The organism is Kitasatospora sp. NPDC054768, from assembly GCF_053612025.1.
The window spans coordinates 51,738-75,981 of record NZ_JBSHBN010000004.1; the positions used below are offsets into that span (position 1 = coordinate 51,738).

20 protein-coding genes and 1 pseudogene are annotated in these 24,244 nt (G+C 71.1%); 17 read left to right on the forward strand and 4 right to left on the reverse strand.

What is annotated here, in order from left to right; all coding sequences use genetic code 11:
- Positions 1-389: 389 nt before the first annotated feature.
- From ACWGKU_RS02040 to ACWGKU_RS02080, 9 genes are all read left to right on the forward strand, one after another.
- Positions 390-758, forward strand: a complete 369-nt coding sequence (locus tag ACWGKU_RS02040; RefSeq protein WP_452178788.1) for a hypothetical protein — start codon at positions 390-392, stop codon at positions 756-758.
- Positions 759-959: 201 nt separating this feature from the next.
- Positions 960-1,712 carry a hypothetical protein gene (locus ACWGKU_RS02045; RefSeq protein ID WP_452178787.1) on the forward strand — a complete coding sequence of 251 codons (753 nt, stop codon included), beginning with the start codon at positions 960-962 and terminating at the stop codon, positions 1,710-1,712.
- A 1,044-nt stretch (positions 1,713-2,756) separates the two neighbouring features.
- Complete coding sequence (locus ACWGKU_RS02050; protein WP_452178786.1) at positions 2,757-3,062, forward strand: FDXHR family putative zinc-binding protein; 306 nt, start codon at positions 2,757-2,759, stop codon at positions 3,060-3,062.
- Positions 3,063-3,235: 173 nt separating this feature from the next.
- Positions 3,236-4,462, forward strand: coding sequence for a helix-turn-helix domain-containing protein (locus ACWGKU_RS02055; protein ID WP_452178785.1), 1,227 nt, complete (start codon positions 3,236-3,238; stop codon positions 4,460-4,462).
- Positions 4,463-4,774: 312 nt separating this feature from the next.
- Positions 4,775-4,951 carry a hypothetical protein gene (locus ACWGKU_RS02060; protein ID WP_452178784.1) on the forward strand — a complete coding sequence of 59 codons (177 nt, stop codon included), beginning with the start codon at positions 4,775-4,777 and terminating at the stop codon, positions 4,949-4,951.
- Positions 4,952-5,060: 109 nt separating this feature from the next.
- Complete coding sequence (locus ACWGKU_RS02065; RefSeq protein ID WP_452178783.1) at positions 5,061-5,231, forward strand: hypothetical protein; 171 nt, start codon at positions 5,061-5,063, stop codon at positions 5,229-5,231.
- The gene (locus ACWGKU_RS02070; RefSeq protein WP_452178782.1) at positions 5,231-5,476 is read left to right on the forward strand and encodes a DUF7848 domain-containing protein; all 246 of its coding nucleotides are present in this window, start codon (positions 5,231-5,233) and stop codon (positions 5,474-5,476) included. Before ACWGKU_RS02065 ends, ACWGKU_RS02070 begins: the two co-directional genes overlap by 1 nt.
- Before the next feature lie 153 nt (positions 5,477-5,629).
- The gene (locus ACWGKU_RS02075; protein ID WP_452178781.1) at positions 5,630-6,751 is read left to right on the forward strand and encodes an adenosylhomocysteinase; all 1,122 of its coding nucleotides are present in this window, start codon (positions 5,630-5,632) and stop codon (positions 6,749-6,751) included.
- Between the two features lie 4 nt (positions 6,752-6,755).
- Positions 6,756-7,301: an NUDIX hydrolase gene (locus ACWGKU_RS02080; protein WP_452178780.1), complete on the forward strand. Its 546-nt coding sequence runs from the start codon at positions 6,756-6,758 to the stop codon at positions 7,299-7,301.
- A gap of 114 nt (positions 7,302-7,415) precedes the next feature.
- Here the strand turns inward: ACWGKU_RS02080 and ACWGKU_RS02085 are convergent.
- Both ACWGKU_RS02085 and ssd read right to left on the reverse strand, forming a co-directional pair.
- Positions 7,416-8,423, reverse strand: a pseudogene (locus ACWGKU_RS02085) (TadA family conjugal transfer-associated ATPase); the annotation flags it as partial.
- Positions 8,423-9,547 (reverse strand): septum site-determining protein Ssd, encoded by a 1,125-nt coding sequence (ssd, locus tag ACWGKU_RS02090; RefSeq protein WP_452178779.1) that lies wholly within the window; start codon positions 9,545-9,547, stop codon positions 8,423-8,425. The gene ssd and the pseudogene ACWGKU_RS02085, both read right to left, overlap by 1 nt.
- 807 nt (positions 9,548-10,354) lie before the next feature.
- On the opposite strand from ssd, the gene ACWGKU_RS02095 reads away from it, so the two are divergent.
- The gene (locus ACWGKU_RS02095) at positions 10,355-11,173 is read left to right on the forward strand and encodes an HAD family hydrolase (protein WP_452178801.1); all 819 of its coding nucleotides are present in this window, start codon (positions 10,355-10,357) and stop codon (positions 11,171-11,173) included.
- A 379-nt stretch (positions 11,174-11,552) separates the two neighbouring features.
- Here the strand turns inward: ACWGKU_RS02095 and ACWGKU_RS02100 are convergent, their stop codons facing one another.
- Complete coding sequence (locus ACWGKU_RS02100; protein WP_387726831.1) at positions 11,553-12,443, reverse strand: Fic family protein; 891 nt, start codon at positions 12,441-12,443, stop codon at positions 11,553-11,555.
- Between the two features lie 216 nt (positions 12,444-12,659).
- On the opposite strand from ACWGKU_RS02100, the gene ACWGKU_RS02105 reads away from it, so the two are divergent.
- The 7 genes from ACWGKU_RS02105 (at position 12,660) to ACWGKU_RS02135 (ending at position 23,310) form a co-directional block, all read left to right on the forward strand.
- Positions 12,660-13,667: an ATP-binding protein gene (locus ACWGKU_RS02105; protein WP_452178778.1), complete on the forward strand. Its 1,008-nt coding sequence runs from the start codon at positions 12,660-12,662 to the stop codon at positions 13,665-13,667.
- Between the two features lie 489 nt (positions 13,668-14,156).
- Positions 14,157-16,589, forward strand: coding sequence for a SulP family inorganic anion transporter (locus ACWGKU_RS02110; RefSeq protein WP_452178777.1), 2,433 nt, complete (start codon positions 14,157-14,159; stop codon positions 16,587-16,589).
- Between the two features lie 241 nt (positions 16,590-16,830).
- Positions 16,831-18,795 carry an acetate--CoA ligase gene (gene acs, locus ACWGKU_RS02115; RefSeq protein ID WP_401048445.1) on the forward strand — a complete coding sequence of 655 codons (1,965 nt, stop codon included), beginning with the start codon at positions 16,831-16,833 and terminating at the stop codon, positions 18,793-18,795.
- A gap of 513 nt (positions 18,796-19,308) precedes the next feature.
- Complete coding sequence (gene nhaA, locus ACWGKU_RS02120; RefSeq protein WP_452180506.1) at positions 19,309-20,715, forward strand: Na+/H+ antiporter NhaA; 1,407 nt, start codon at positions 19,309-19,311, stop codon at positions 20,713-20,715.
- A gap of 418 nt (positions 20,716-21,133) precedes the next feature.
- Entirely contained in the window at positions 21,134-21,610 is a 477-nt protein-coding gene (locus ACWGKU_RS02125) for a phage holin family protein (protein ID WP_359902000.1), read from the forward strand.
- A 155-nt stretch (positions 21,611-21,765) separates the two neighbouring features.
- A complete protein-coding gene (locus tag ACWGKU_RS02130; RefSeq protein WP_452180505.1) occupies positions 21,766-22,896 on the forward strand; it encodes an alpha/beta fold hydrolase in 1,131 nt (376 codons plus the stop codon).
- A gap of 204 nt (positions 22,897-23,100) precedes the next feature.
- Positions 23,101-23,310, forward strand: coding sequence for a hypothetical protein (locus tag ACWGKU_RS02135; RefSeq protein ID WP_452180504.1), 210 nt, complete (start codon positions 23,101-23,103; stop codon positions 23,308-23,310).
- A gap of 37 nt (positions 23,311-23,347) precedes the next feature.
- Here ACWGKU_RS02135 and ACWGKU_RS02140 read toward each other — a convergent pair whose 3' ends face one another.
- On the reverse strand, positions 23,348-24,049 hold the full coding sequence (locus ACWGKU_RS02140) for a metal-dependent hydrolase (protein WP_359901991.1): 702 nt from the start codon (positions 24,047-24,049) through the stop codon (positions 23,348-23,350).
- Positions 24,050-24,244 lie beyond the last annotated feature (195 nt).

The window sequence follows — 24,244 nt, forward strand, 5'->3', positions numbered from 1 at the left end:
CTCCGCGTAGATCCCTGCGGAGGTGGCTTAAGCAGCCGCCGTAGATCCATATAGAGACCGGAGCGCGTGTTATAGCTCCCCGGTTAATCCATATGCAAGGGAGACTCATCCCGAGCACTAGGCCGGACAGGCGCTGAATTTCAGCCCAGCGAACCGACGGCCCGGGAGCGTTCCGGCGCGCCCCAACAATTGATCAACTGAATATCGAACCCCGGCATGGCGACACGCTGTCGTCCCGCCGGACCCTCGCCGATAGGGATTCATCTCCTATCGGTAGGCCCCGTGTTGCGGGTGCTGCTTTCCCAACGGTCATGTCGGAGACCGATGGACGTGCAGCACTCGTGATGCGGGGCCATTTTTTGTACCCAAATCCGACTAGGAGCTGACCAATGGACCGACGGTCCGAAATTGCCAAGCATGTCCACAACGCCCGTGCCGAAGTGGAGGCGGAGAGCGCCGCTAACGCCAAGCACGGAAGTGACACCCCGCAGCCGGCCACCGACCTACCCGCGCTGCGTCAGCAGATCGGCGCGAAGTTCTCCATTCCAGAGACGCTGCGCGACCGACTCAACGGCTCGACTGCCGAGGAAATCACGGCTGACGCTCAGAAACTCTCGACGCACTTCCGCCCCAGCCTCCGAACTCAGCCTAGCTCGCTGGTAAAGGGTGGAGGCGCTTCCGAGCCCAATCCTGACAGCGGAGAAATCGACCCGGTGAAGCTCGCCGCCCGAATCCTTCAGCGCCGAATGGCTGGCTGATACATGAGCGACCCGGCCACCAATTCGGCCACCGGAGCACCTGAGAATCCGAACCACATGACCCGCGTCCTGAACCCCCAGGGAAGTGCGCAGGACAATCCCGGATTCGGATGGCACTACGGACCGGCAAACCAATACTCACACCTTTCCGAGCTCGACTCCGACCCCCACTGACTCGCCCAGCAGACAAGGAACCGACAAATGAGCGACACGAATGCCCGAGCCCAGCGTCTCGAATTTCTCTACAGCATGGCCGATCGAGCCATTCCGCGCTACACCTACACCTGCACCCCAGAGAGCGTGAATGAGGCACTTGCCCGCTTTGATGAACTGCTGGGAAAGCGCGCGGAAGCCGATGACTCCGTAGCCTTCGCTGAGGCCGATATTGCTAACGCCGAAGAGAAGGACCAGCGGGCCGTCAAGCTTGCGCTTGCGGAGGGCAAGCCGCTTCCCAAGCCGACCAACCGGGGGCCGCTGGAGAGCCGCCTTGCGGAGGCTCGGCGCGTCCAGATGGCGGCCTATGAGCTTGCCGCCGATGCCGCTTCGACGGTCCGCGCTGCGGCAATCGACGTGCGCGCCGACTGGCGTTCCGACGTGACCGACCTAGCCGAGGAGAAGCGCGCTGCCGCCGTGATCGCTGCGACTCAACTTGCTTGCCTGCTAGACGAGTTGGTCGCTCTGGCGGACACGGTGGAGGACCTTGACGCGGACCTCGGCAAGCCGTGGAGCGGGAACGAGCAGCAGTGGCGGTATATGGCACCGCGCGGGGGAATTAACTGGAACGCTGACCGAATCGCGCTGGATCGGATTTTGACTGACCGGCTGGTATATGACGGGAACACCTGGGGCGGACTTCCTGGACGGCTCGACCCGAATGCCGATCCCGACGCCATTTTCGACCCGGCGGCCGGCCCGTCCTCGCCCGCAAACGAAATGGAGCCGTGGCGTCGATGAGTCACGTTCTGACTGACCGAGAGATTGCCCTTAAGGCACTGAATGGCGCAACGCGGGATTCCGGCACCGGCTGTCTGATTTCAGCGAAGCACCGAAAGGGCCGCGCGACAGTCCAGTACCAAATCCAGGGGAACACGAAACGAGAACTTTCGCACCGCGCCATCTACCGGGCGCTGCATCGTCCGCTATCCGCCAATGAGGAACTGCGGCGCACATGCCGTAACGGACGCTGCATAGAGCCATCTCACTTCGCCCTAATCACCGCATAGCACCGAACGTTGATGGGGCCCGGCGCAATGAGTCGGGCCCCTCGCGGCACCAAAAGACAGAGAAGAACTGAAAAAGGAGAGAGCGTCATGACCATTTTCAACACATGGAGCGCGATAAGTGCTTACCATTGGCCACACCTGCAATTGGTGCGACAAGTCCATCACGGGCCGCAGTAGCAAGCGGTACTGCAATAGCGCTTGCCGCCAGGCTGATTACAGAAGTTTTGCCAAGCCTCGAAAGCGTGAAGATAAGTCTCCGTGCGTGCGCTGCGGGGACAAGAATCCTGAGTTCCGGAATCAGCATGGCGCATATTGCGAGGAATGCCTGAGCATCAAGGATGAGCAGAAGTCAGAGGCAGAAGATGCGCGCTGGGATGCGCAATGCTCTCTGATCGACTGCGAGAACAATGCGGGCTGGGATGGCACGGGGAGGGCACGCGCTTACTGCTCCGATGCCCACAAGGCCAAGGCTTATCGACTCCGCCGAAAGGCTAGGCCAGCTGCCAAGTGACGGGGGAATTCCACACTCTACCCCTGGGGTAGGCCCCCCTCCCCCCGATCTCTGTACCGCAGCGCTATAGCAGGAATCGACCCCTGTACGGGTCTGGGACTTTCGTGTTAGGCCGTTTCCCTTTGACATTCCTGGCCAAGCCCTCATTTCGCTGCCCGAAAACAGCGGGCGCAACGCGCGCATGCACATGCGAGTGCGGGCGTACGCGCGCACGCGAGGGAGACCGGCCACCGGAACACCCTCTAATCACTGCCACGGCGGACCGTGGACGGCCTTTCAGGCGAGGGCCGGGGAGATGGGCTGGCCCGACCATCTGAAGCCCTCAGATTCCAGTTTCGAAACCGACGAAAGGCACCGTTGAAGATCGTCCACCCGCCGTGCGGCCGGGAGTGGTCCGGCCAGCGCGCCGAACACTGCCCCGCCTGTCACGAGACATTCGCGAGCACCCGCGCTGGTGACGCCCACCGAACCGGTCCGCACGACGCCCGCAGGTGCCTGCCACCGGCCACGGCCGGTCTCTGGCAGGACGCCCGAGGCATCTGGCACCGGAAGCCCTACCGGAACCGCTGAACGGCCCTCTTGCCCCCGTCTGGCCCTTCACGGGGCCGGGCGGGGGCCGTTCGTCGTTTGCCGTCCCATCAGAGACGTTGCTTCCCAGCGCTGGAAGGGAATTGGACTCCTGTCAAGAGTGCGCCGCCGGGCGTACGCTGGCCCGACTAGGCGCGTGTCTCGGGAGACCCCACATGACAGAGCTACCCGCAGAACTGACCACTGGCGAACGAATCCGCATCCTGCGGGAACGCCGAGGAATGACCCGCCCCGTGGTCGCTGGTCTCGTCGGGCGTTCGTCCGACTGGCTCAAGAAGATCGAGAACAACGAGCGCCCCATTCGTGGCGTCGGGATGCTGATCAAGCTTGCTCAGGTTCTCCACGTCGATGACGTGTCGATCCTCACTGGCACCGAGATCAGCATCCCGGCCACCGACACGGGCAAGGTGAGTCACATCTCCGTGCCCAAGATCCGGGCCGTCATGCATTCCGTGAGCTTTCAGCCGATGCCGGGTGTGGTGACACCCCCGGACGTTCTCAAGGGCCTTGTGGAGCAAGCCTGGCGGCTGTGGCATACGTCCGCTCACCAACGCACCGAAGTGGGAGCGATCCTGCCCGACCTCCTGCGGGATGCTCACGCATCGGTCCGCTTCCACCAGGGCGCTGACAAACGGCGGGCGTACTCCGCGTTGGCAGACCTCTACCGGCTCGTGCAACGGATGCTCGCGCACATCTGTGAGCCGGAGCTGTACTGGATGGCTCTGGACCGGGCGCGGGACGCATCGGAGAACGCCGACGACCCGGTGTCTCTGGCGCTCGGCGCGTGGACAGTGAGCATCGGCCAGCGCGCTGCCGGGTTCGTAGACGAGGCCGTTCGGACCGCTGAGATGGGCATGGACGTGGTCCGCCCCATGCTGGAGGCCGGCGGTCCCGAAGTCATCGCCGCTTACGGGCAGTTGAATCTGCAGGCCGCCTGCACGCATGGGCTCGACGGCGTGTCCGGCCCCGCTGAGCGGTACCTTGCTGAGGCTGAGCGGACCGCCCGGAGGCTCCCTGCGGGGTACTGGCACGCTCAGAGTGCGTTCGCCATGTCGAACGTGGACGTGCACGCCGTGTCGATTGGTGTCGGGCTGCAACGGCCGGGTGAGGCCCTGATGCGCGCTGAGAGCATCGATCCGGCGTCCGTTCCTTCACTTGAACGTCGTTCTCGCCTACTTCTGGACATCGCTTACGGCTACCAGCAGCGTAAGGAGATGGCTGCCGCCGTTCACTACCTCGGAGAGGCCGTGGCGGTCACCCCGGAAGGCGTCCGGTATGTGCCGGGAGCGCGCAGCCTGGCAGCGGCAATCGAGCGGACTGCCGTAGGGCCGCTCAAGGCGTCGGCGGTCGCGCTGGCCGAGTCAATCGGAGTCGCCGCGTAGATCGTTTAGGTAGGGGGACAGTTTGTCCCCGTCGCAACACGCGGATGCCCGTACCGTCCACCGGACGTGACGGGCATTCAGCGTTCGGAGGGCCAGCGGCAATGACGGTAAGCGGGCGGCGAACGACCGCCGGAAAGTTCGAGCGGCCCCCCAACAAGCGCGTGAGCGCTGCCGACATGGCCGACATGCGCGCCGCCTACCTTCAGGGCGAGGCGGAGCGGGCAGCAAAGGGGTACCGGTACGTGTGCCCTGGCTGCAAGCACCAGGATCACGGCCATGGGGTGAACCATGGCGCTGCCTGAGACAACCGTCATGGAGTGCAACCCCCCCGGCGTGACCGTGAACGACTGCAAGATCTGCGCTGGCTTCGACGCCGTGGCCGCGCAGTACGCGGGACACCCGACGATCCTCAACAAGCTCTCCCAGTGGCGTGAGGACCACGCCGAGTGGGACGCGTGCCCGGACCCGCGCGGGGGTACCGATGGCTGACCACCGACCCGAACTAACGCCCGTTGAGTCTCCGGGCGTTGAGGCGCTGCGACGCCGAACCATGATCCTTCGATCCGAGACGCGCCACAGGCGCAGGAGGGTGCTGAACGTGCCGTTCAACCCCAACCGTCCGCAGAGCGGCATGTTCGACAGCCACGGGGACGGCCACCCGCCCCAGTCGGCCTACGTGCCCACCCACACGGGCTGTGAGCCGGTCTCTGAGGCTCCGGAGGACGGCCAGGCCCCCGAGGCTCCGGCGGACGCCGAGGGGGTGGCCTGATGGCCGTTAGGGAGCGTTTGAGGTTCCGGGCGTACCACGTGGCCCGGACGGATGCGCCCGTGCTCGGTTCGGCGGACTGTGCCGATGAGGCGGGCCTGTGCCTGTGGCAGTCGGGCGAGCCCGGCGACCAGGACGCCATTACCAAGGCCATCAGCGCGCACTATGCGGAAAGCGGTCACACGGCCTTCCGGCGGGTGTTCTCGGACACCGTGACGGTCACTCCGGGCAAGTGGGACGGCGAGTGAGCCTGAAGCCGTTCTAGGCCCCCTTGAGCGGCCCGCCAAGGAGGAGCCTCAGCAAGGGGGCCCGCGCGAGCTCCACAGACCCCCGTCCCGGCCGCCTGGGGAAGGATTCGGCCGGGACGGGTTCCAGTGCAAGCCCAAGGGAGGGAAGTCTCCGTGGAAACCTCAGAGCGCGCACGACTGGACACCTACTTCGGGAAGATCGCACGGCGGCTCACGCCGCAGGATCTCCCGTCCTCGCTACTGGTCACGCACCTGCTGCCGGAGCGCCCGTCGTTCGTGCGGGCGGTGGACACGGTGTCGAAACTCCGGGCAGTCCTGCCCAAGCCGAAATCGATCGACGCCGCAGCGCGCCGCGAGATCGAACAGGGCTTTCCCTGTGACGAGTTGTCGCGTGAGCTGTTCGCCGACCCGGACACGGCAGTGACCTACCTGGAGACCCGGGCAGCCGGCGAACACCTGGTGCTGCTCGATGTCGGGGGCTACTTCGCCCCGGTGATCGACGCCCTGTGTGACCGGTTCTCCGGAACCATCCTCGGGGTGGTCGAGGACACGGAGAACGGCCACAAGCGCTACGTCGAGCGGGACAAGCTGCCGTGCCCCGTCGTCTCGGTGGCACGCTCGCCGCTCAAAGACCCGGAGGACTTCCTTGTCGGTCAGTCCGTCGTGTTCTCCACCGAGGCCCTGTTGCGCGGGCGAGGTGACATCCTGCACGGCCGTCCGGCGCTGGTGATCGGATTCGGCAAGCTGGGTTCGAGCATCGCCCGCCTGCTGCACGCGAAGGGCGTGCACGTCACCGTGTACGACATCGACCCCGTGCGGCGCGCTCAGGCGCTCTCCCAGGGGTTCAGCGTGGCCAGGGACCGGGACCGGGCGATAGCCGCCGCAGGACTCGTTCTGTGCGCGACTGGGGCGCTCGCGCTCAAGGGCGAGGACTTCCCGAACCTGCGAAACGGGGCCTACGTCGCCACCGTCACCAGCAGCGAGGATGAGTTGGAGTTGGACGGGTTGCCGGACGGCTACACCCGAAGCAGCTCCGGCGAGAACGTCACCCGGTACAGCACGACGGGCCACTACTTCTATCTACTCAACAACGGAAACGCCGTCAACTTCCTTCATGGCGCGTCCGTTGGGCCGTTCATCTACCTCGTGCAGGCTGAGATCCTGGCAGGCGTGCGGCTGCTCGCCCGGCGGGACCTGGACGCCACCATGCACGAGGTGCCCGGGGACGACCGGGCCGCCATCGCCGCTACCTGGCTCGACTACTACAACAGGTGATCCGATGCCCATCACGGCACAGCACATCAACGAGACCGTCACCGCCTACCTGGACGCCCACCCCGAGGAGAAGCCGGACCTGTCGGCAGTCCTCGCCCTGGTGGACGACGGCGCGGACGTGACCAGCCGGAAGGAGTTCCGGGGGCACGCCACCGCCGGGGCCGTCCTGGTGGACCGGGACGGCAAGGCGCTGTTCATCCACCACGTGGCGCTGGACAAGTGGCTGACCCCGGGCGGACACCTGGAGCCGGAGGACGACACCCTGTCCGGTGCCGCCCTCCGGGAGCTGACCGAAGAGACCGGCGTCAGCCCCGAGGGCATCACGCTGGCCGACGCCGCCCCCGTCCACATCGACGTGCACTCCATCCCGGCGAGCGACGCCAAGGGCGAGCCCGCCCACCAGCACATCGACTTCCGATTCCTCTTCCGCACCGCCGAGGACAGCGCCGTGACCCTGCAAGAGGAGGAAGTGAGCGGCTACGCCTGGCGCGACGCGGACACGATCGCTGACGAGACGCTGAGGGGCCGCGTCCTGGCCGCTCTGCGCTGATCCCCTACCGGCCCGGTCGCTCTACGTCCCCCACGGAGCGGCCGGGCCCCATCGCACTTGCTCGGAAGCGTGCCCATGACCGACCGGCCACGTGTACGGTTTACGTAGTCACGCGCCCTCGTGCCCGGTGTTCAGCGCGGCCAGCAGGTCCGACACCTCGGCGCCGCGGACCTCGCCGATCACCAGCCGGTCCGGGCGCATCCGCAGCGCCTGGCGAACGAGGTCCCGCAGGGTGAACTCGCCGAGTCCCTCCTGGTTGGGCGGCCGGCTCTGCAGGCGGACCACGTGCGGGTGGGCCGGCTGCAGCTCGGCGGAGTCCTCGGCGACCACGATCCGCTCGTCCGGCCCGACCAGGCCGAGCAGGGCCGACAGGAGCGTGGTCTTGCCGGAGCCCGTCCCACCGGACACCAGCAGCGACAGCCTGGCCCGCACGATGCCCGCCAGCAGCTGCGCGCCTTCCGGTGGCAGGGACCCGCCCGCCACCAACTCGTCGAGCGTGAAGGGCCGGGGGCGGCAGACCCGCAGCGAGATGTGGGTGCAGCCGGCCGCGATCGGCGGCAGCACGGCGTGCAGCCGGGTGCCGTCCGGCAGTCGGGCGTCCACCCACGGGCGGGCGTCGTCCAGCCTCCGGCCGGCCGCGGTGGCCAGCCGGTGGGCCAGCCGCCGCACCGCCGCGGCATCGGCGAAGCGGACTCCGTCGGCTCGCCGCAGGCCGCCGCCACGGTCGACCCACACCTCCTCCGGACCGTTCACCAGGACGTCCGTGACGTCGGGCGCCGCCAGCAGCCGGTCCAGCGGGCCCGCACCCACCAGTTCGGCGCGCAGCGAGCGCACGGTGTCCAGGACCTCGTCCCCGCCGAGCGGCGGGCGGGTGGCCCGCAGCGCGGCGGCGACCGAGCCGGCCGTCGGGGCGGCCCCCGACTCGGCCAGCCGCAGCCGGACCGCGTCCACCAGCGCCGCCGTGCGCTGCTCGCGGGCCGTCCGGCCGTACGGGCAGGGCTCGTGCGCGGGCTCGGGCGGCCCGCCGGGCGGCGGCACGCTCCGCAGCGGCCGGTGCTCCCGCGCACCGCCGCCCGGTTCGGGCGAGCCGGTCCGGAGGACCGTTCTGCGCAGACGGACCATCAGTACACACCTCCTCCGACCGCCGGCACCGGCGGCAGCACCTCGTTCAGGAAGCTCGCGCAGAAGCGCGCGAGCGGGCCGCTCTCCCGGCTCCCGGGCGGGACGCCCTTCACGATGTCCTGGGCCAAGCCCGGCTCCGGCTCCAGCTCTCCCGCCAGCGGCAACCGCAGCCCGCGGACGATCTGCCGGGCCGGGAGCCCGCCGGCCCGTGCCGGGCGCACCACGGCCCGGACGTCCCCGAGCCTCATCCGGGCCGCCGCCGCGACCCGGTCGGCGGCGGCCACCGCGCGCAGCTCGGCCGACACCACCAGCAGCGCCAGGTCGGACTGCTCCAGCGCCTGCCCGGCGGCCGCGTCGAGGTGGCGGGGCACGTCGACCACCACCAGCCCGCCGCGCCGTCTGGAGGCGGCCAGCACGCTGCGCATGGCCTCCGGCGGCACCGTCAGGGTGTCGCCGCGGTCCCAGGACAGGCAGGACAGCGCGGAGAGCCGTTTGAGCGCCGGCAGTGCCCGGGCCAGCTCGGCCCCGCTGACCCGCCCGCGGGAGCCGGCCAGATCGGGCCAGCGCAGCCCGCTGACCCGCTCGCCGCCGAGCAGGATGTCCAGGCCCCCGCCCAGCGGATCGCCGTCCAGCAGCATCGTCCGCCGGCCCGCCCGCGCGGCCGTGACCGCCAGCGCGCAGGCCAGGGTCGAGGCTCCGGCCCCGCCGGACCCGCCGAGCACCGCGACGGTGACCGCCGGGCAGCCGACGCCCTCGGCCGCGTCGGCGATCCGGTCGAGCAGCCAGGCCTCGGCGTCGGGCAGGAACAGCACGTGCTCGGCCCCGAGTTGGACGGCTCTGACCCACACCCCGGGGTCGTCCAGGTCCAGCCCGAGCAGCAGCACCCCGCCGCGCCGCCCCAGCCCGGAGCAGCGGACGGCCTGGTCGTCCCCGACCAGGACCAGCGAGGCCCCTTCCCAGAGCTCCCGCGTCGGCGGCGCGCCCCGGACCAGCCTCGGCTCGGTGCCCGCCGCCGCGCAGATCCGCAGCAGGTGCTCGGCCAGGCCGTCGTCCTCGGTGACGACGAGCGGCCCGGCGACCGCGGGGCCCTCGGCGGTGATGTGGTCGGCGATCGGCGTCGACATGGATTACCCCCCCGGCCCCGCCGGCCCGCGGGGTGGCCGGCGGCGCACGTCGGACGGTTCCGGCGGACGGCCGCCCGACAGACCCTCTGGGGATGGAAGGGGTGAGGCCCTGTCCGGCGACCGCCGCCGGACATCACGGTGGGGGGAGATCCGGATTCCGTCATCCGAGTTCCGATTGCCTGTGGATAACTCGTGGACTGTGGAGGAAAACGTTCACCCGGGCGGGGGGCTAATCGGTGAAGAATTGACGAAAGGGGGTCACCGAGATGAACCGGCGACCCTCGGCATCCCGTTCGAAGGCACTCCCGCTCGGTGCTCGACACCTTCCCGACACCGCTTCCGGGCGGGCCCGCAGCACCGATCGGAACCAGCCGTTCGATCTCCGACGAACCTGAGCAAATGGCAACGCAGAGTGACGAAAGTCGATCGGCGGGCCGAGGTGACGACACCCCCTGCAAGCCGTCGGCACGACAGCGGCGAACGCACCGCGAGGGGCGTTCAAGCCCTGAAAATGGCCCCGGACGTGCGACGACCCCCGCCGGGGGGGAGAGCGGGGGTCGTCTATCCACAGCCCGGCTCGGGGGGGAGGAGCCGGACCGGGTTAGCACGGTCGCGAACGATCCGTGACTTCCATGGTGTACCCGAGCGGCCAGAAACACAAACCCGCACGCCCACGAGTACGCCGAATGGCGGGGTGTTTTGCGGCTCCCTCTATCCTCGGTTCCCGTGGACACCACCGAGAACGCCGACGAGTACGCCGACGAGTCCCAGGGCGACACCACCGGGCCCGGAGAACTCCGCCCGCCCGTGCGCCCTCGACCCGGCGGGCTGCGCACGGCGGCCTTCTTCGACCTCGACAAGACCATCATCGCCAAGTCCAGCGCACTGGCCTTCAGCCGCCCCTTCTACCAGGGCGGCCTGATCAACCGTCGGGCCGTCCTGCGCAGTGCGTACGCCCAGTTCGTCTTCCTGGTCGGCGGCGCGGACCACGACCAGATGGAGAAGATGCGCGAGTACCTCTCCGCGCTCACCCGGGGCTGGAACGTCCAGCAGGTCCGCGAGATCGTCGCCGAGACGCTGCACAACCTGATCGACCCGATCATCTACGACGAGGCGGCCTCGCTGATCGAGCAGCACCACGCGGCCGGCCGGGACGTGGTGATCGTCAGCAGCTCCGGCTCCGAGGTGGTCGAGCCGATCGGCCGGCTGCTCGGCGCGGACCACGTCATCGCCACCCGGCTCAAGGTCGAGGACGGCTGCTACACCGGCGAGATCGAGTACTACGCCTACGCCGAGAACAAGGCCGCCGCCATCCGGGAGTTGGCCGCCACCGAGGGCTACGACCTGGCCGCGTCCTACGCCTACAGCGACTCCTCCACCGACCTGCCCCTGCTGGAGGCGGTCGGCCACCCGTCGGCGGTCAACCCCGACCGGGCGCTGCGGAAGGAGGCGCAGGCACGGGACTGGCCGGTGCTGGTCTTCGACAAGCCGGTGGAACTGCGGCGCCGGCTGCCCGAGTTCTCCGCCCCGAGCGGCTCGGTGCTGACCGCCGTGGCGGTCGGGACGGCCGTGGTGACCGCCGGGGTGATCTGGTACCTGGCCCGCCGGCGGCGCCCCGCCGCCTGAAGCCGTGCCGCCCGGCGCCCCTTGGACAAAACGGTCAACCAGGACAGACTTCTCGTTTCGGGTTCCCCTTTCGCCCGAAACGCGATACAAATGAAGCACGGCCCGCGAGACCCGGTCAGGACCTAAGAGGTCAAACCGACAACGCAGTTCAGGCCCCACGGACCGCACGTACAGATATCCGGGCACCCACATGCAGCCGACCCGCTGTCGGGCCGCCGGACCAGACGAACGGGCAGGATCCCCGTCTGATCGGCACTTCCGGTGCATGCATGGTCACCCGGTATCTGCACCAGCGGCGGCACCCGGCAGGATCAGGTGCCGCCGCATCCGCGTGTTCGCGCGCCCCCTCGCGGAGCGCGCGCCGCCCCGGTCCGGCCGCTCAGACCATCCCGCGCTGCATCGCCTCGCAGACCGCCGTGCTCTCCCGGACGCCGAGCCGCAACGCCCGGCCGCAGTGCGCGATCCAGGCCGCCATCCCCTCGGGGGTGCCCGCCAGGTAGCCGGCCAGGGCCCGGCGGTAGGCGGCGGTGCCGAGCTCCGCCAGGCCGACCTCGGTCGGACAGATCGACTTCGGGTCGAGCCCCTCGGCGATCAGCACGATCCGCTGGGCGGCCCGCGCGATCACCCCGTTGTGGGTGCCGAACGGCCGCAGCGCGAGCAGCTCACCGTGCACCACCGAGGCCACGACGAGGGCCGGCGTGCCCACCCCCTGGCCCTCCGCACGCGCCACCAGCAGCCGGGAGAGCTGGTCGAGCCGGGCCGCGACCTCCTCCGCACCCGGGGCGGGCGGCAGCACGGGCAGCGGCCCGTCCACGGCGTCGACCTCGACGCTCTCCACCGGCTCCAGCTCCAGCGGGAACAGCTCCTCGGCGCCCTCGCCGGCCCGTCGCGGGCGCCCCGCCGCCGGATCGCCGTCGCCCGCCGCGAGCAGGTGCAGCCGGGCCAGCACCTGGAGCGGCGAGTGCCGCCAGATGCTGAGCAGCTGGCCGGCCTCGGCGGCGATCCGCAGGGCCGCCCCGACCGTCCGGGCTTCGGGGTCCGCGCCGAAGTCGCTGCGGCGGCGGACCTCCTCCAGCGGCCAGTCGGCCCCGGCCAGGGCCGCCGACGCGCGGGCGCCGCGCAGCGCGGATTCGGAGGTGACCTCGGCCGCCCGGCGGCGCATCACCCGGTGGCCGTAGAGGCGGTCGACGGCCTTGCGCACCTCGGCCACCGCGTCGGGCACCCCGGGGAGCTGGGCCAGCGGGGCGAGGGGATCAGTTCCAGTGCTCACCTACCCGAGAGTAATGAACGGGCCGCCCCTCCCGGAACAGCAACCCCGCATCACCCATTAGAGGCAATCCTCACTTCCCGCCCGCGACGGAACCCAAACCCCGGCTAGCATGGCCACTATCGGAGACGATAACGATTTCCAACTAGGGGTCGCGGCGCGCGCACCCCGGGCAGGCGGCCCGCAGCGAGGGCCCTGAGCGAGAGCCGGAGTCCCCAGATGAAGATCGCCTTCGTCGGCAAGGGCGGCAGCGGGAAGACCACGCTGTCCGCGCTGTTCATCCGCCACCTGGCGGCCATGGGCCGGCCGGTCGTCGCCGTGGACGCCGACATCAACCAGCACCTCGGCCCCGCCCTGGGGCTGACCGACGATCAGGCCGCCGAACTGCCCCCGCTGGGCGGACACCTGCCGGAGATCAAGGAGTACCTGCGCGGCAGCAACCCGCTGATCCGCTCCTCCGACGAGATGATCAAAACCACGCCGCCCGGGCGCGGTTCGCGGCTGCTGCGCATCGTCGAGGAGAACCCGGTCTACGCCTCCTGCGCCCGCCCGATCGCGCTGGACGAGGGCTCGGTACGGCTGCTGGCGACCGGCGCGTTCACCGAGGAGGACCTCGGGGTGGCCTGCTACCACTCCAAGGTCGGCGCGGTGGAGCTGCTGCTCAACCACCTGCTGGACGGCCCCGGCGAGTACCTCGTGACCGACATGACCGCGGGCTCGGACTCCTTCGCCTCCGGCCTGTTCACCCGCTTCGACCTGACCTTCCTGGTCGCCGAGCCGACCCGCAAGGGCGTCTCCGTCTACCGCCAGTACCGGGACTACGCCCGCGACTTCGGCGTGCAGCTGCGAGTGGTCGGCAACAAGGTGCAGGGCCCGGACGACCTGGCCTTCCTGCGCCGCGAAGTCGGCGCCGACCTGCTCACCACCTTCGGGCAGTCGGACTGGGTGCGCCGTCTGGAGCAGGGTGCCGAACCGCCGCTGAAGACCCTGGAGCCGGCCAACCGGGCCGTGCTGGAGGAGCTGCGGTTCGAGGCCGACGCGGCGTACGGGCAGCGGGACGCGCGCCGCTACACCGAGCAGGCGGTGCTCTTCCACCGCCGCAACGCGGAGAGTTGGGCCAACTCCAAGGTCGGCATCGACCTCGCGACACAGGTGGACGAGGAGTTCGTCCTCGGCGGGTTCGCGGACGACGGCGGGCGCACGGCCCCGGCGGGCGCCCACGTCTGACCCGCACCACCGCAGCCGAACGGGCCACGGCCTCCCCATCCCGGGAGGCCGCGGCCCGTTCGCCGTGCGTGCTCCTGCTCCGGGACCGCTCCCGACCCCGGCCCCGCTCCCGTCGCCGGTCCCCGGCCGGCTGGTGCCATGACCCCTGCCACCAGCAGATTCCCGACCGTTCGGCCACCACCCATTGGGGTGAATCAGGGGGTTTTCCGCTTCCCTCCCGGAACCACGCTGTGCAAAGCTTTCATTACCCTCGGTTTACCGAGTCTTGATGGTTCGCCCGGCGGCCCCCGGTGAGACGTCCCGCACCTCGCCCGGAGCCCTGGCGGGCCTGATGGTCAACGCCGGCCGGTGACACCCGCACTCCCCCGCCGCGCCCACGCCATCCCGCCACACCGTCGCGACCCACGACAGCCGATCCGCCCCGGAGCCCCACCCCGGACTCACCGCCGGACCTGACTGCGTTCGCTCCCCCGGACAGACGGGAAGACAATGACCCTCGACATCTCCAGCGCCCCCATCGCCTCCGACACCACCGACCACGCGCCGCCGGGCCCGGCCCCCCGGATCCGGTGGGCCCAGGACCTCTCCGCGTCCCTCGTGGTCTTCCTCATCGCCGTGCCGTTCTCCCTCGGCATCGCGCTCGCCACCGGCGCCCCGCTCACCGCCGGCCTGGCCGCCGCGGCCGTGGGCGGGATCGTGGTCGGGCTGTTCGGCGGCACACCGCTCCAGGTCAGCGGCCCCTCGGCGGCGCTGACGGTGATCACCGCCGGGCTGATCGCCCGGTACGGCTGGCAGGCCACCTGTGCCATCACCGTCGCCGCCGGCCTGCTCCAACTCCTCCTCGGCGCACGTCGGGTGGCCCGGACGGCGCTCGCCGTCTCGCCCGCGATCGTGCACGGCATGCTGGCCGGGGTCGGGATCACCATCGCGATCGCGCAGCTCCACGTCGTCCTCGGCGGCTCCCCGCAGAGCTCCGCGATCGCCAACATCCTGGCCCTTCCCGGCCAGTTGTCCGGCCCGCACCCGGCCGCGGTGCTGGCCGGCACGGTGACCGTCGCCGTCCTGGTCGGCTGGCCCCGGCTCGGCCGACTCCCCGGTCGTGCCGGCGAGTTCGGCGCCCGGCTGACCAAGGTGCCCGGCCCTCTGGCCGGGGTCGCGCTGGCCACCGCCCTCGTCCTCGCCCTGGACCTGCGGCTCGCCCACATCGAGCTGCCCGCCTGGCGCCCGCAGTCGCTCCTGCCCGCGCTTCCGCACGGCCCGGTCCTCGGGTTGCTCGCCGCCGTCCTCACCGTCACCGCCGTGGCCAGCGTGGAGTCGCTGCTGTCCGCCGTCGCGATCGACCGGATGTCCCGGCGCACCGGCGACCTCGACCGCGAACTGCGCGGCCAGGGCCTCGCCAACCTGGTGAGCGGCCTGGTCGGCGGGCTGCCGGTCGCCGGGGGCGCGGTGCGCGGCACCGCCAACGTGCGGGCCGGTGGCCGGACCAGGTGGGCTTCGGTGCTGCACGGCGTCTGGGTGCTGGCCGCCGCGCTGGCGCTGACCGGCGGTCTGCGCCACATCCCGCTGGCCGCGCTCGCCGCGCTGGTGCTGGTGGTGGGGCTGCAGATGGTGAGCTTCGCGCACATCCGCAGGGTGCACCGGCACCGCGAGTTCCCCGTCTACCTGATCACCGTGCTCGGCGTGGTGGCCGCCGGCGTGCTGTGGGGCGTCGCGATCGGCGCCGGCGCCGCCGTACTGCTCGCGCTCTACCGGCTGACCCGCGCCCACGTGGACGTGGAGACCGGCCCCGACGGGACGGTCACCGTCCGGACGCACGGCCCGCTCACCTTCACCACCGTGCCCCGGCTCAGCCGGGCGCTGGCCGGCATCCCCGCCGGGGCCGAGGTCACGGTGATCCACGACGGCTCCTTCCTGGACCACGCCGCGTACGAGACGCTGCACACCTGGCGGGCCGCGCACCAGGACGCGGGCGGCCGGGTCTCGATGGCGACGCGCCGCCAGGACGACGAGGTGCTGGACCCGGACGGCACCGTGCGCGCGGGCAGTTCACCGGGCCCGCACCGGTGCCGGGCCTGGACGCCCTGGGTCGGCCACCACTGCATCGATCAGCAGGAGGACCCGCACGGCCGACTGCTGGACGGCGTCCGGGTGTTCCAGCTGCACACCGCCCCGCTGATCAGGCCGGAACTCGCCCGGCTGGCCCGCGAGGGGCAGGCGCCCTCCCAGCTCTTCCTGACCTGCGCGGACTCCCGGATGGTCACCAGCATGATCACCAACAGCGGCCCGGGCGACCTGTTCACCGTGCGCAACGTGGGCAACCTGGTGCCGGCCCCGCACGAACCCGGAGCGGCCGACGACTCGGTGGCCGCCGCGGTGCAGTACGCGGTCGAGGTGCTGGAGGTCCGCTCGATCACGGTCTGCGGCCACTCCGGCTGCGGCGCGATGAAGGCCCTGCTGGACGGCGTGCACGAGCGCCCCGGGCCGCCCACCCCCCTGGCCCGCTGGTTGCGCAACGGCCGCGGCTCGCTGGACCGGCTCCGACGCGTCCCGGCGGAGTTCGCCGCCCGGCCGGCGGTGGACGTCGTGGAGCAGCTCTGCATCACCAACGTGGTCCAGCAGCTGGACCAGTTGATGGCGAACCCGGCGGTGGAGCGCCGGGTCGAGGAGGGCACCCTGCGACTGGTCGGGATGTACTTCGACTTCGCGACGGCCCAGGCCTATGTCCTGGACCGGGCCGCCGGGACGTTCAGCCCGATCGAGGCCCGCACCGGCAATCGCACGAACGGAATCGAACACCACGCCGAGAACCCCACCGGGACCGGCTCCGAGGACCGGCCGGACACAGCATCGGCCGAACGGGTGAATGCGGATGATCGGCTTCCGGCCGGGGACGGCGGGGAGGGCCCCCGACTGGCCGCCTGAGAGCCGGGTCCGTGTCCCGCCGGGCGGGCCGGGGCACGGGCCCACCCACCCCCGAACGGCCGTCCGGTCCTCCGCGGTGAATCGGACCGGAACCTGGTCGGCCATCGGTCAAAGGTCTACACCAATTCCCAGGAGCCTCTTGTCAACTGCCCCGTTCGCCTGGTGAGCTGTGCGCTGGGACACACGGGACAATCCCCACGCACGGGAACGCCCCCGATCATGACTCGATGAGGAGTGCGCGTTGAGCAACGAGAGCCTGGCCAACCTGCTCAAGGAGGAGCGGCGCTTCGCCCCGCCGACAGAGCTCGCCGCAGCCGCCAACGTCACCGCGGCCGCGTACGCGCAGGCCTCCGAGGACCGTCTGGGCTTCTGGGCCGAGCAGGCCCGTCGCCTCACCTGGGCCGTCGAGCCGACCGAGACCCTCGACTGGTCCAACCCTCCCTTCGCCAAGTGGTTCGCCGACGGCAAGCTCAATGTCGCGTACAACTGCGTCGACCGCCACGTGGAGAACGGCCTGGGCGACCGGGTCGCGATCCACTTCGAGGGCGAGCCCGGCGACGGCCGTTCGATCACCTACGCCCAGCTCAAGGACGAGGTCTCGCAGGCGGCCAACGCACTGCTGGAGCTCGGTGTCCGCAAGGGCGACCGGGTCGCCGTCTACCTACCGATGATCGCCGAGGCGGTCGTCGCGATGCTCGCCTGCGCCCGGATCGGCGCCACCCACTCGGTGGTCTTCGGCGGATTCTCCTCCGACGCCGTCGCCTCCCGCATCCAGGACGCCCAGGCCAAGCTCGTCATCACCGCCGACGGCGGCTACCGCCGGGGCAAGCCCTCCGCCCTGAAGCCGGCCATCGACGAGGCGCTCACCAAGGTCGACGGCGTCGAGCACGTCCTGGTGGTCCGCCGCACCGAGCAGGACGTCCCGTGGACCGAGGGCCGCGACGTCTGGTGGCACGAGATCACCGCGCGCCAGTCCACCGAGCACACCCCCGAGGCGCACGACGCCGAGCACCCGCTGTTCATCCTCTACACCTCGGGCACCACCGGTAAGCCCAAGGGCATCCTGCACACCTCGGGCGGCTACCTCACCCAGGCCAGCTACACCCACCACGCGGTCTTCGACCTCAAGCCGGAGACCGACGTCTACTGGTGCACCGCCGACATCGGCTGGGTCACCGGCCACTCGTACATCGTCTACGGCCCGCTCTCCAACGGCGCCACCCAGGTCATCTACGAGGGCACCCCGGACACCCCGCACCAGGGCCGGTTCTGGGAGATCGTCCAGAAGTACGGCGTGACCATCCTCTACACCGCGCCGACCGCGATCCGCACCTTCATGAAGTGGGGCGACGACATCCCCGCGAAGTTCGACCTGTCCTCGCTGCGGGTGCTGGGCAGCGTCGGGGAGCCGATCAACCCCGAGGCCTGGGTCTGGTACCGCGAGCACATCGGCGGCGGCACCTGTCCGATCGTGGACACCTGGTGGCAGACCGAGACGGGCGCCATCATGATCAGCCCGCTGCCGGGCGTCACCGAGACCAAGCCGGGCTCGGCCCAGCGCGGCCTGCCGGGCATCGCGGCCACCGTGGTGGACGACAACGCCGTCGAGGTGCCGAACGGCTCCGGCGGCTACCTGGTGCTCACCGAGCCGTGGCCGTCCATGCTCCGCACCATCTGGGGCGACGACCAGCGCTACATCGACACCTACTGGTCGCGCTTCGAGGGCCGCTACTTCGCCGGTGACGGCGCCAAGAAGGACGAGGACGGGGACATCTGGCTGCTCGGCCGGGTGGACGACGTCATGCTCGTCTCGGGCCACAACATCTCCACCACCGAGGTCGAGTCGGCCCTGGTCGGCCACCCCTCGGTGGCCGAGTCCGCCGTGGTCGGCGCGACCGACGCCACCACCGGCCAGGCCATCGTCGCCTTCGTGATCCTGCGCGGCGGCGTCACCGAGAGCCCCGAGCTGGTCGAGGAGCTGCGGGCGCACGTCGGCCGCACGCTCGGCCCGATCGCCAAGCCGAAGCAGATCAAGGTGGTCGGCGAGCTGCCGAAGACCCGCTCCGGCAAGATCATGCGCCGCCTGCTGCGTGACATCGCCGAGGGCCGCGAGGTCGGCGACACCACCACCCTGGCCGACAGCACGGTGATGAGCCAGATCCAGGCCCAGCTGCCGCCCTCCGACAACAGCAACGGCAACGGCTGAGCCCATGACAACGGCTGAGCCCACGGCGCCGGCAACCGCCGAGCGCCACTGAGACGACGACTGTGCCCCGGGCGGTGATCACCGCCCGGGGCACAGTCGTCCCATCAGTCACCCGTTCGGACAGCGGGGCCCACCCGGGTATCCCGCCGCCTTCTCCCAGCGGCCCGGCCGCCGTCCGGTGCCGAGCCGCCGTTCGAGCACGGGGCCGCCCGTCGGGTACGCGGCCACCGTTCCGCGTACGGGCCACCGTTCCGCGTACGGGCCACCGTTCCGCGTACGGGCCGCCGTTCCGCGTACGGGCCGCTGCTCCTCCGGAGTGCGAAACCAGCCCGCAGGGATTAAGTCCTTTGTTAGGACAATCCGGATGTCACCCAAACGTCCCGCTAGACTATTAAGGACGCATCAAGATCCCTTGACGGGAGTCGCGGGCGTCACAGGGCGCGCCGGGAAGTCTGGTCGGCAACTGCACCACACGTGCATCCATTTGCCGCTCCCAGCCCCAGGAGGTCCCGCGTGACCGACCAGCCGCCCGTCCATGAGCCGACGACCCGCCGCCGGCAGTTCCTCGGCCGGCTGTCACTGCCCGAGCGCACCTTCATCACCGACGCCCTGCGCACCGAGACGGTCGGCGGCATGCTGCTGCTGGGCGCCGCCGTCGTCGCACTGATCTGGGCCAACGCGTGGCCGCAGGCCTACCAGAGCGTGCTCGACTACACCGTCGGCCCCTCCGCCCCGCTCCACCTGAACCTCTCCCTGGCCACCTGGGCCAAGGACGGCCTGCTGGCGATCTTCTTCTTCGTCGCCGGGATCGAGCTCAAACGCGAGTTCGTCGCGGGTGAGCTGCGCACGCCCAGTGCCGCGCTGCTGCCCGTGGTCGCCGCCGTCTGCGGGGTGGCGCTGCCCGCGATCCTCTTCGCCCTGGTGAACTCCGGCAGCGGCGGGCATCCCAGTGGCTGGGCGATCCCGACCGCCACCGACATCGCCTTCGCACTCGGTGTGCTGGCCGTGGTCGGCAGCCACCTGCCGTCCCCGCTGCGCGCCTTCCTGCTCACCCTGGCGGTGGTCGACGACCTGATCGCGATCCTGATCATCGCGATCTTCTACAGCCACGGCATCAAGTTCTGGGCGCTCGGCCTCGCCTTCGTCGGGCTGGCGCTGTTCTGGTTCCTGCACCGGCGCGGCGTCCACGGCTGGTACCTCTTCGTGCCGCTGGCCTTCGTGACCTGGGCGCTGATGCACGAGAGCGGCATCCACGCCACGGTGGCGGGTGTCGCGATGGGCCTGATGCTGCGCTGCCACCGGGAGGGCGACGAGCAGCACTCCCCCGGCGAGCACATCGAGCACCTGGTCCGCCCGCTCTCGGCCGGCCTCGCCGTCCCGCTGTTCGCGCTGTTCTCGGCCGGGGTGGCCGTCTCCGGCCCGAAACTGCGCGAGGTGTTCACCCAGGCCGCCCCGTTGGGCATCGTGATCGGCCTGCTGGTCGGCAAGTCGGTGGGCGTGTTCGGCGGGGCCTGGCTGACCGCCCGGTTCACCAGGGCCGAGCTGAACCCGCGGCTCAAGTGGGCCGACATGGTCGCGGTCTCGGTGCTCGCGGGCATAGGTTTCACCGTCTCGCTGCTGATCAGCGAGCTGGCCTTCCCGGACGACCCTGCGCTCGCCGCCCGGGCCAAGACGGCGGTGCTGGTGGGCTCGGTGCTCGCCGCGGTCGTCGCCACGGTTCTGCTGAAGCTGCGCAACCGGCACTACCGAGAGCTGTGCGAGGAGGAGGACCGGGACGTGGACGGGGACGGCATCCCCGACATCTACCAGGAGGACGACCCGGCCTGGCAGGCCAGGGTCGGCGAGTCGCCCCGCCCGGCGGCCGGTGAGGAAGGCGACCCAGGCCCCGGCCACCAGGGCCGGCCCGGCCACACCGACTGAGACGCCCCGGCTGAAGCCCTGACCGAATCCCCTGCCCGACGCCCTGACCGAAGCCCTGCCCGACGCCCCGGCTGGGGCGCCCCGGCGGAAGCCCCCGACCGAGGCCTCCCGGCCGGGGACCGGAAGGCTCTTCGGCCGGCACCCGGAGGACCGGGGCGGGGGAACGGTCCGGCGGGCCCGACCGAGGCACCCGAGGACCGGGGACGACGACCTCCGGCAGGCCCCGGCGGAGGCGCCCGGAGCACCCCCGCCGCCGGGACACATCCCTCCGGCGGGGCCCCGGAGTGGTGTCCGACTGACCGGTAGGGGCATGATTCTGAGCTGTCGACAACCCACAGACGCCTCCGGACCCCCGCCGGCCCCGGAACCGCACACCCGCGGCGGCGTCACGCCGCACAGCCGCAGAGGAGAACCGCTGATGCCCGCAGGAGCCGCAGACCCGTCCAGCAACGGCCGGGTGCCCTACGAGGGCGAGCGTTCGGTGGGGCAGCTGTTCGCGGCGGCCACCGCCGACCTGTCCGCGCTGGTCCACGACGAGATCGCGCTCGCCAAGGCCGAGATCCGGGCGGACGTCAAGCGCGGCGTCTCCGGCGGCGTCTCGCTGATCGTCGCCGGTGTGGTGGCGCTGTTCTCCATCCCGATGCTGAGCGCCGCGGCGGCCTTCGGCATCCACGCGCTGGGCCTGTCGCTGGGCTGGTCCTTCCTGGTCGTGGCGGGCGCCTACCTGCTGCTCGCGGTGCTGCTCGGGATGCTGGCCTGGCGCTCGTTCAAGAAGATCGAGAAGCCGGTCCGCACCATCGAGGGCGCCCAGAAGACCGCCGACGTGCTGAAGAACGCCCGGCCGCGGCCGGCCACCCAGGAGGAGATCGACCGGGCCTTCGGCCGCATCCCGTAACCGACCCGGTGTCGGCGGGGCGCCGGTGACCGGCCCGGGCGGGCGGGGACGGCGCCGCGCCGGTGAGCGGGGAGGGCCCGCCCCGGCGGGCTCCGGACCCGCCGACCACGAGTGCCGGGCACGTGTCAGGCGCCGGGATGTGACACGCTCTCGGTATGCCGCTTGACCAGAAGCCCGTGCCCGCGCAGCCGTCCGCCGAATCCGGCCCCGACTCCGGCGCCGGACTCACCCCCGAAGGCCCCGCCGGTCCCGAAGACCCCGGCGCCGCCCCCGGGAGCACCGGCCCGGCACCCGCGCGGAAGCCTGGGCGGGAGAGCGGGCGGGAGACCGGACGGGAAGCCTTCGCGGCGGCCTCCTCCGGGGGCCCGGCCGCGGGCGACGCGGAGGCCTGGAGCATCCGACAGGCCGGCCCTTGGACGCACCGCGACCTCGCGGCCAACGGCGCCCGCTTCCACATCGCCGAGCTGGGCTCCGGCCCACTGGTGCTGCTGGTGCACGGCTGGCCCGAGTACTGGTGGGCCTGGCGCCACCAGCTGACCGCGCTCGCCGAGGCCGGCTACCGGGCGGTGGCGCTCGACCTGCGCGGCATCGGCGGCAGCGACCGCACCCCGCGCGGGTACGACCCGGGCAACCTCGCCCTGGACATCACCGGAGTGATCCGCTCGCTCGGCGAGCGCCGGGCGCACCTGGTCGGGCACGCCTCCGGCGGCACCCTGGCCTGGGTGGCGGCCGTGATGCGGCCGTCCGTCATCCAGAGCCTCACCGTGGTCTCGGCCGCGCACCCGCGGGACCTGCGCCGGGCGCTGCTGACCGACCGCCGGCAGTTCGCCGCCTTCGAGCACGTGCTGGGCTTCCAGCGGCCGTGGATACCGGAGCGCCGCCTGGTCGCCGACGACGCCGAGCAGGTCGGCCGCTACCTGACCTCCTGGACCGGTCCGAACGGTCTGGACGAGGCCGCGCTGCACGCGTACCGGCAGGCGATCCAGATCCCCAGCACGGCGCACTGCTCGATCGAGCCGTACCGCTGGCTGCTGCGCTCCTTGGCCCGGCCGGACGGCATCCAGTTCGCCCGGCGGATGAAGAAGCCGATCACCGCGCCGACCCTGCACGTCCAGGGCGCGGCGGACCCGGTGCTGCTGTCGCACACCGCGCTCGGCGGCGGCGAGTACGTGGCGGCGCCGTACCGCTGGCGGCTGCTGCCGGACGTCGGGCACTTCCCGCACGAGGAGGCACCGGAGGAGTTCACCGCCGAGCTGCTGGACTGGGTCGGCCGCCACAAGGAGTGACCCCGGCCGCGGCCGGACGCAACCGCACGGCCACGCGGAGCCGGGGACCCCGGACGCGGCCGTACGTGCGGTCGGACGCTCGGCTGACCGGAAGGGCTCTCGGGCCCAACTCCCTTATGTTGACGCTCATATGACAACCGCATAGGCCAATTTCGGCGAGGCCCGGGCGGTTACCTCCACCGGCCCAGGGGCATCCATTCCGGTATGAGTTGGATGCCCGAAAGCGGCGGCGCCCCGCGCGGCCGACGTCACAACAGCCCCCAGCGCTCCGCCCACCGGCCCGACCGGGTGGACGACCTCGGCTTCGACGGCCCCGACGGCCGCCGGCGCACGGAGCGGCGGCAGCTCGGCATCCCCCGCATCCTCGGCCGGCGCGCCCGCTGGGTGGGCGCACGGCTGCGGCGCGAGACCTGAGGCCCCGGTGCCGGCCGACCGGCACGGCCCGTTCAGTTCAGTTCACGATCGTCGGCGACAGCGCGGTGAACCAGAGCAGGACGAAGGTCGCCACCGACATGATCGGCACCAGCACCTTGGTCTCGACGCTGTTGCCGCTGCGCTTGATCAGCACGACCTCGTAGCGCTCCTTGTGCGGCCAGAGCAGCGGTGCGCCCTTCTTGGTCAGGCAGTCGCCGAGCAGGTGCGCCAGCGTGCCCAGCGCCACCGCGTACGGCAGCCAGCCGGGCGAGTTGGGCATCCAGGTGTTCATCCCGAAGGTGCCGAGCGCGGCCAGGCCGATGACGGTGATCCAGGCCTCCGGTCCGTCGCCCGGCGGGCAGAGCCGCAGGGCCCGGATCGCGAGCGCCAGCAGGAAAAAGGTCAGTCCGAGGGTGAAGTTGCGCCCCAGGTAGGTGACCCCGGCCCAGGTGCCGGCGCCCATCAGCGCGACGAACAGCAGCGAGTGGGTGGCGTGCCGGTGGCCGCCGGAGATCCACGCCACGAAGCGGCAGAGCACCTTGGAGACGGGGCCGAGGAAGTTGGCGATCGAGCCGTCGTGGTGGTCGAGGTCCGGCAGCAGGGCCGCGCCCGCGCACAGCACCGTGCCCATCAGTATGTCCGCCGGCTGCAGGGTGGTGTGCAGGAGCAGCGGGGGCAGGAAGGGAGCCGAGGCCGCGTACAGCATCGCCCCGCTCACCGCGTGCGAGTGACCCATCATCGGACTGCCACGACCTCTCGTCGGGCCCACGCCGGGACGGCGCCCGGTTGAGCCGAACGGGTGAGCGCGGCCGAGGCTACCAGGGCCGCCTGACGGGGCGGCGGATATCGGACGGACCGGCCCGGCGCGCCCTCCCGGCCACAGCCCGACCCCAGCCCCAACCCCACCCCGGCCCCACCACAACCCCGGCCCCAC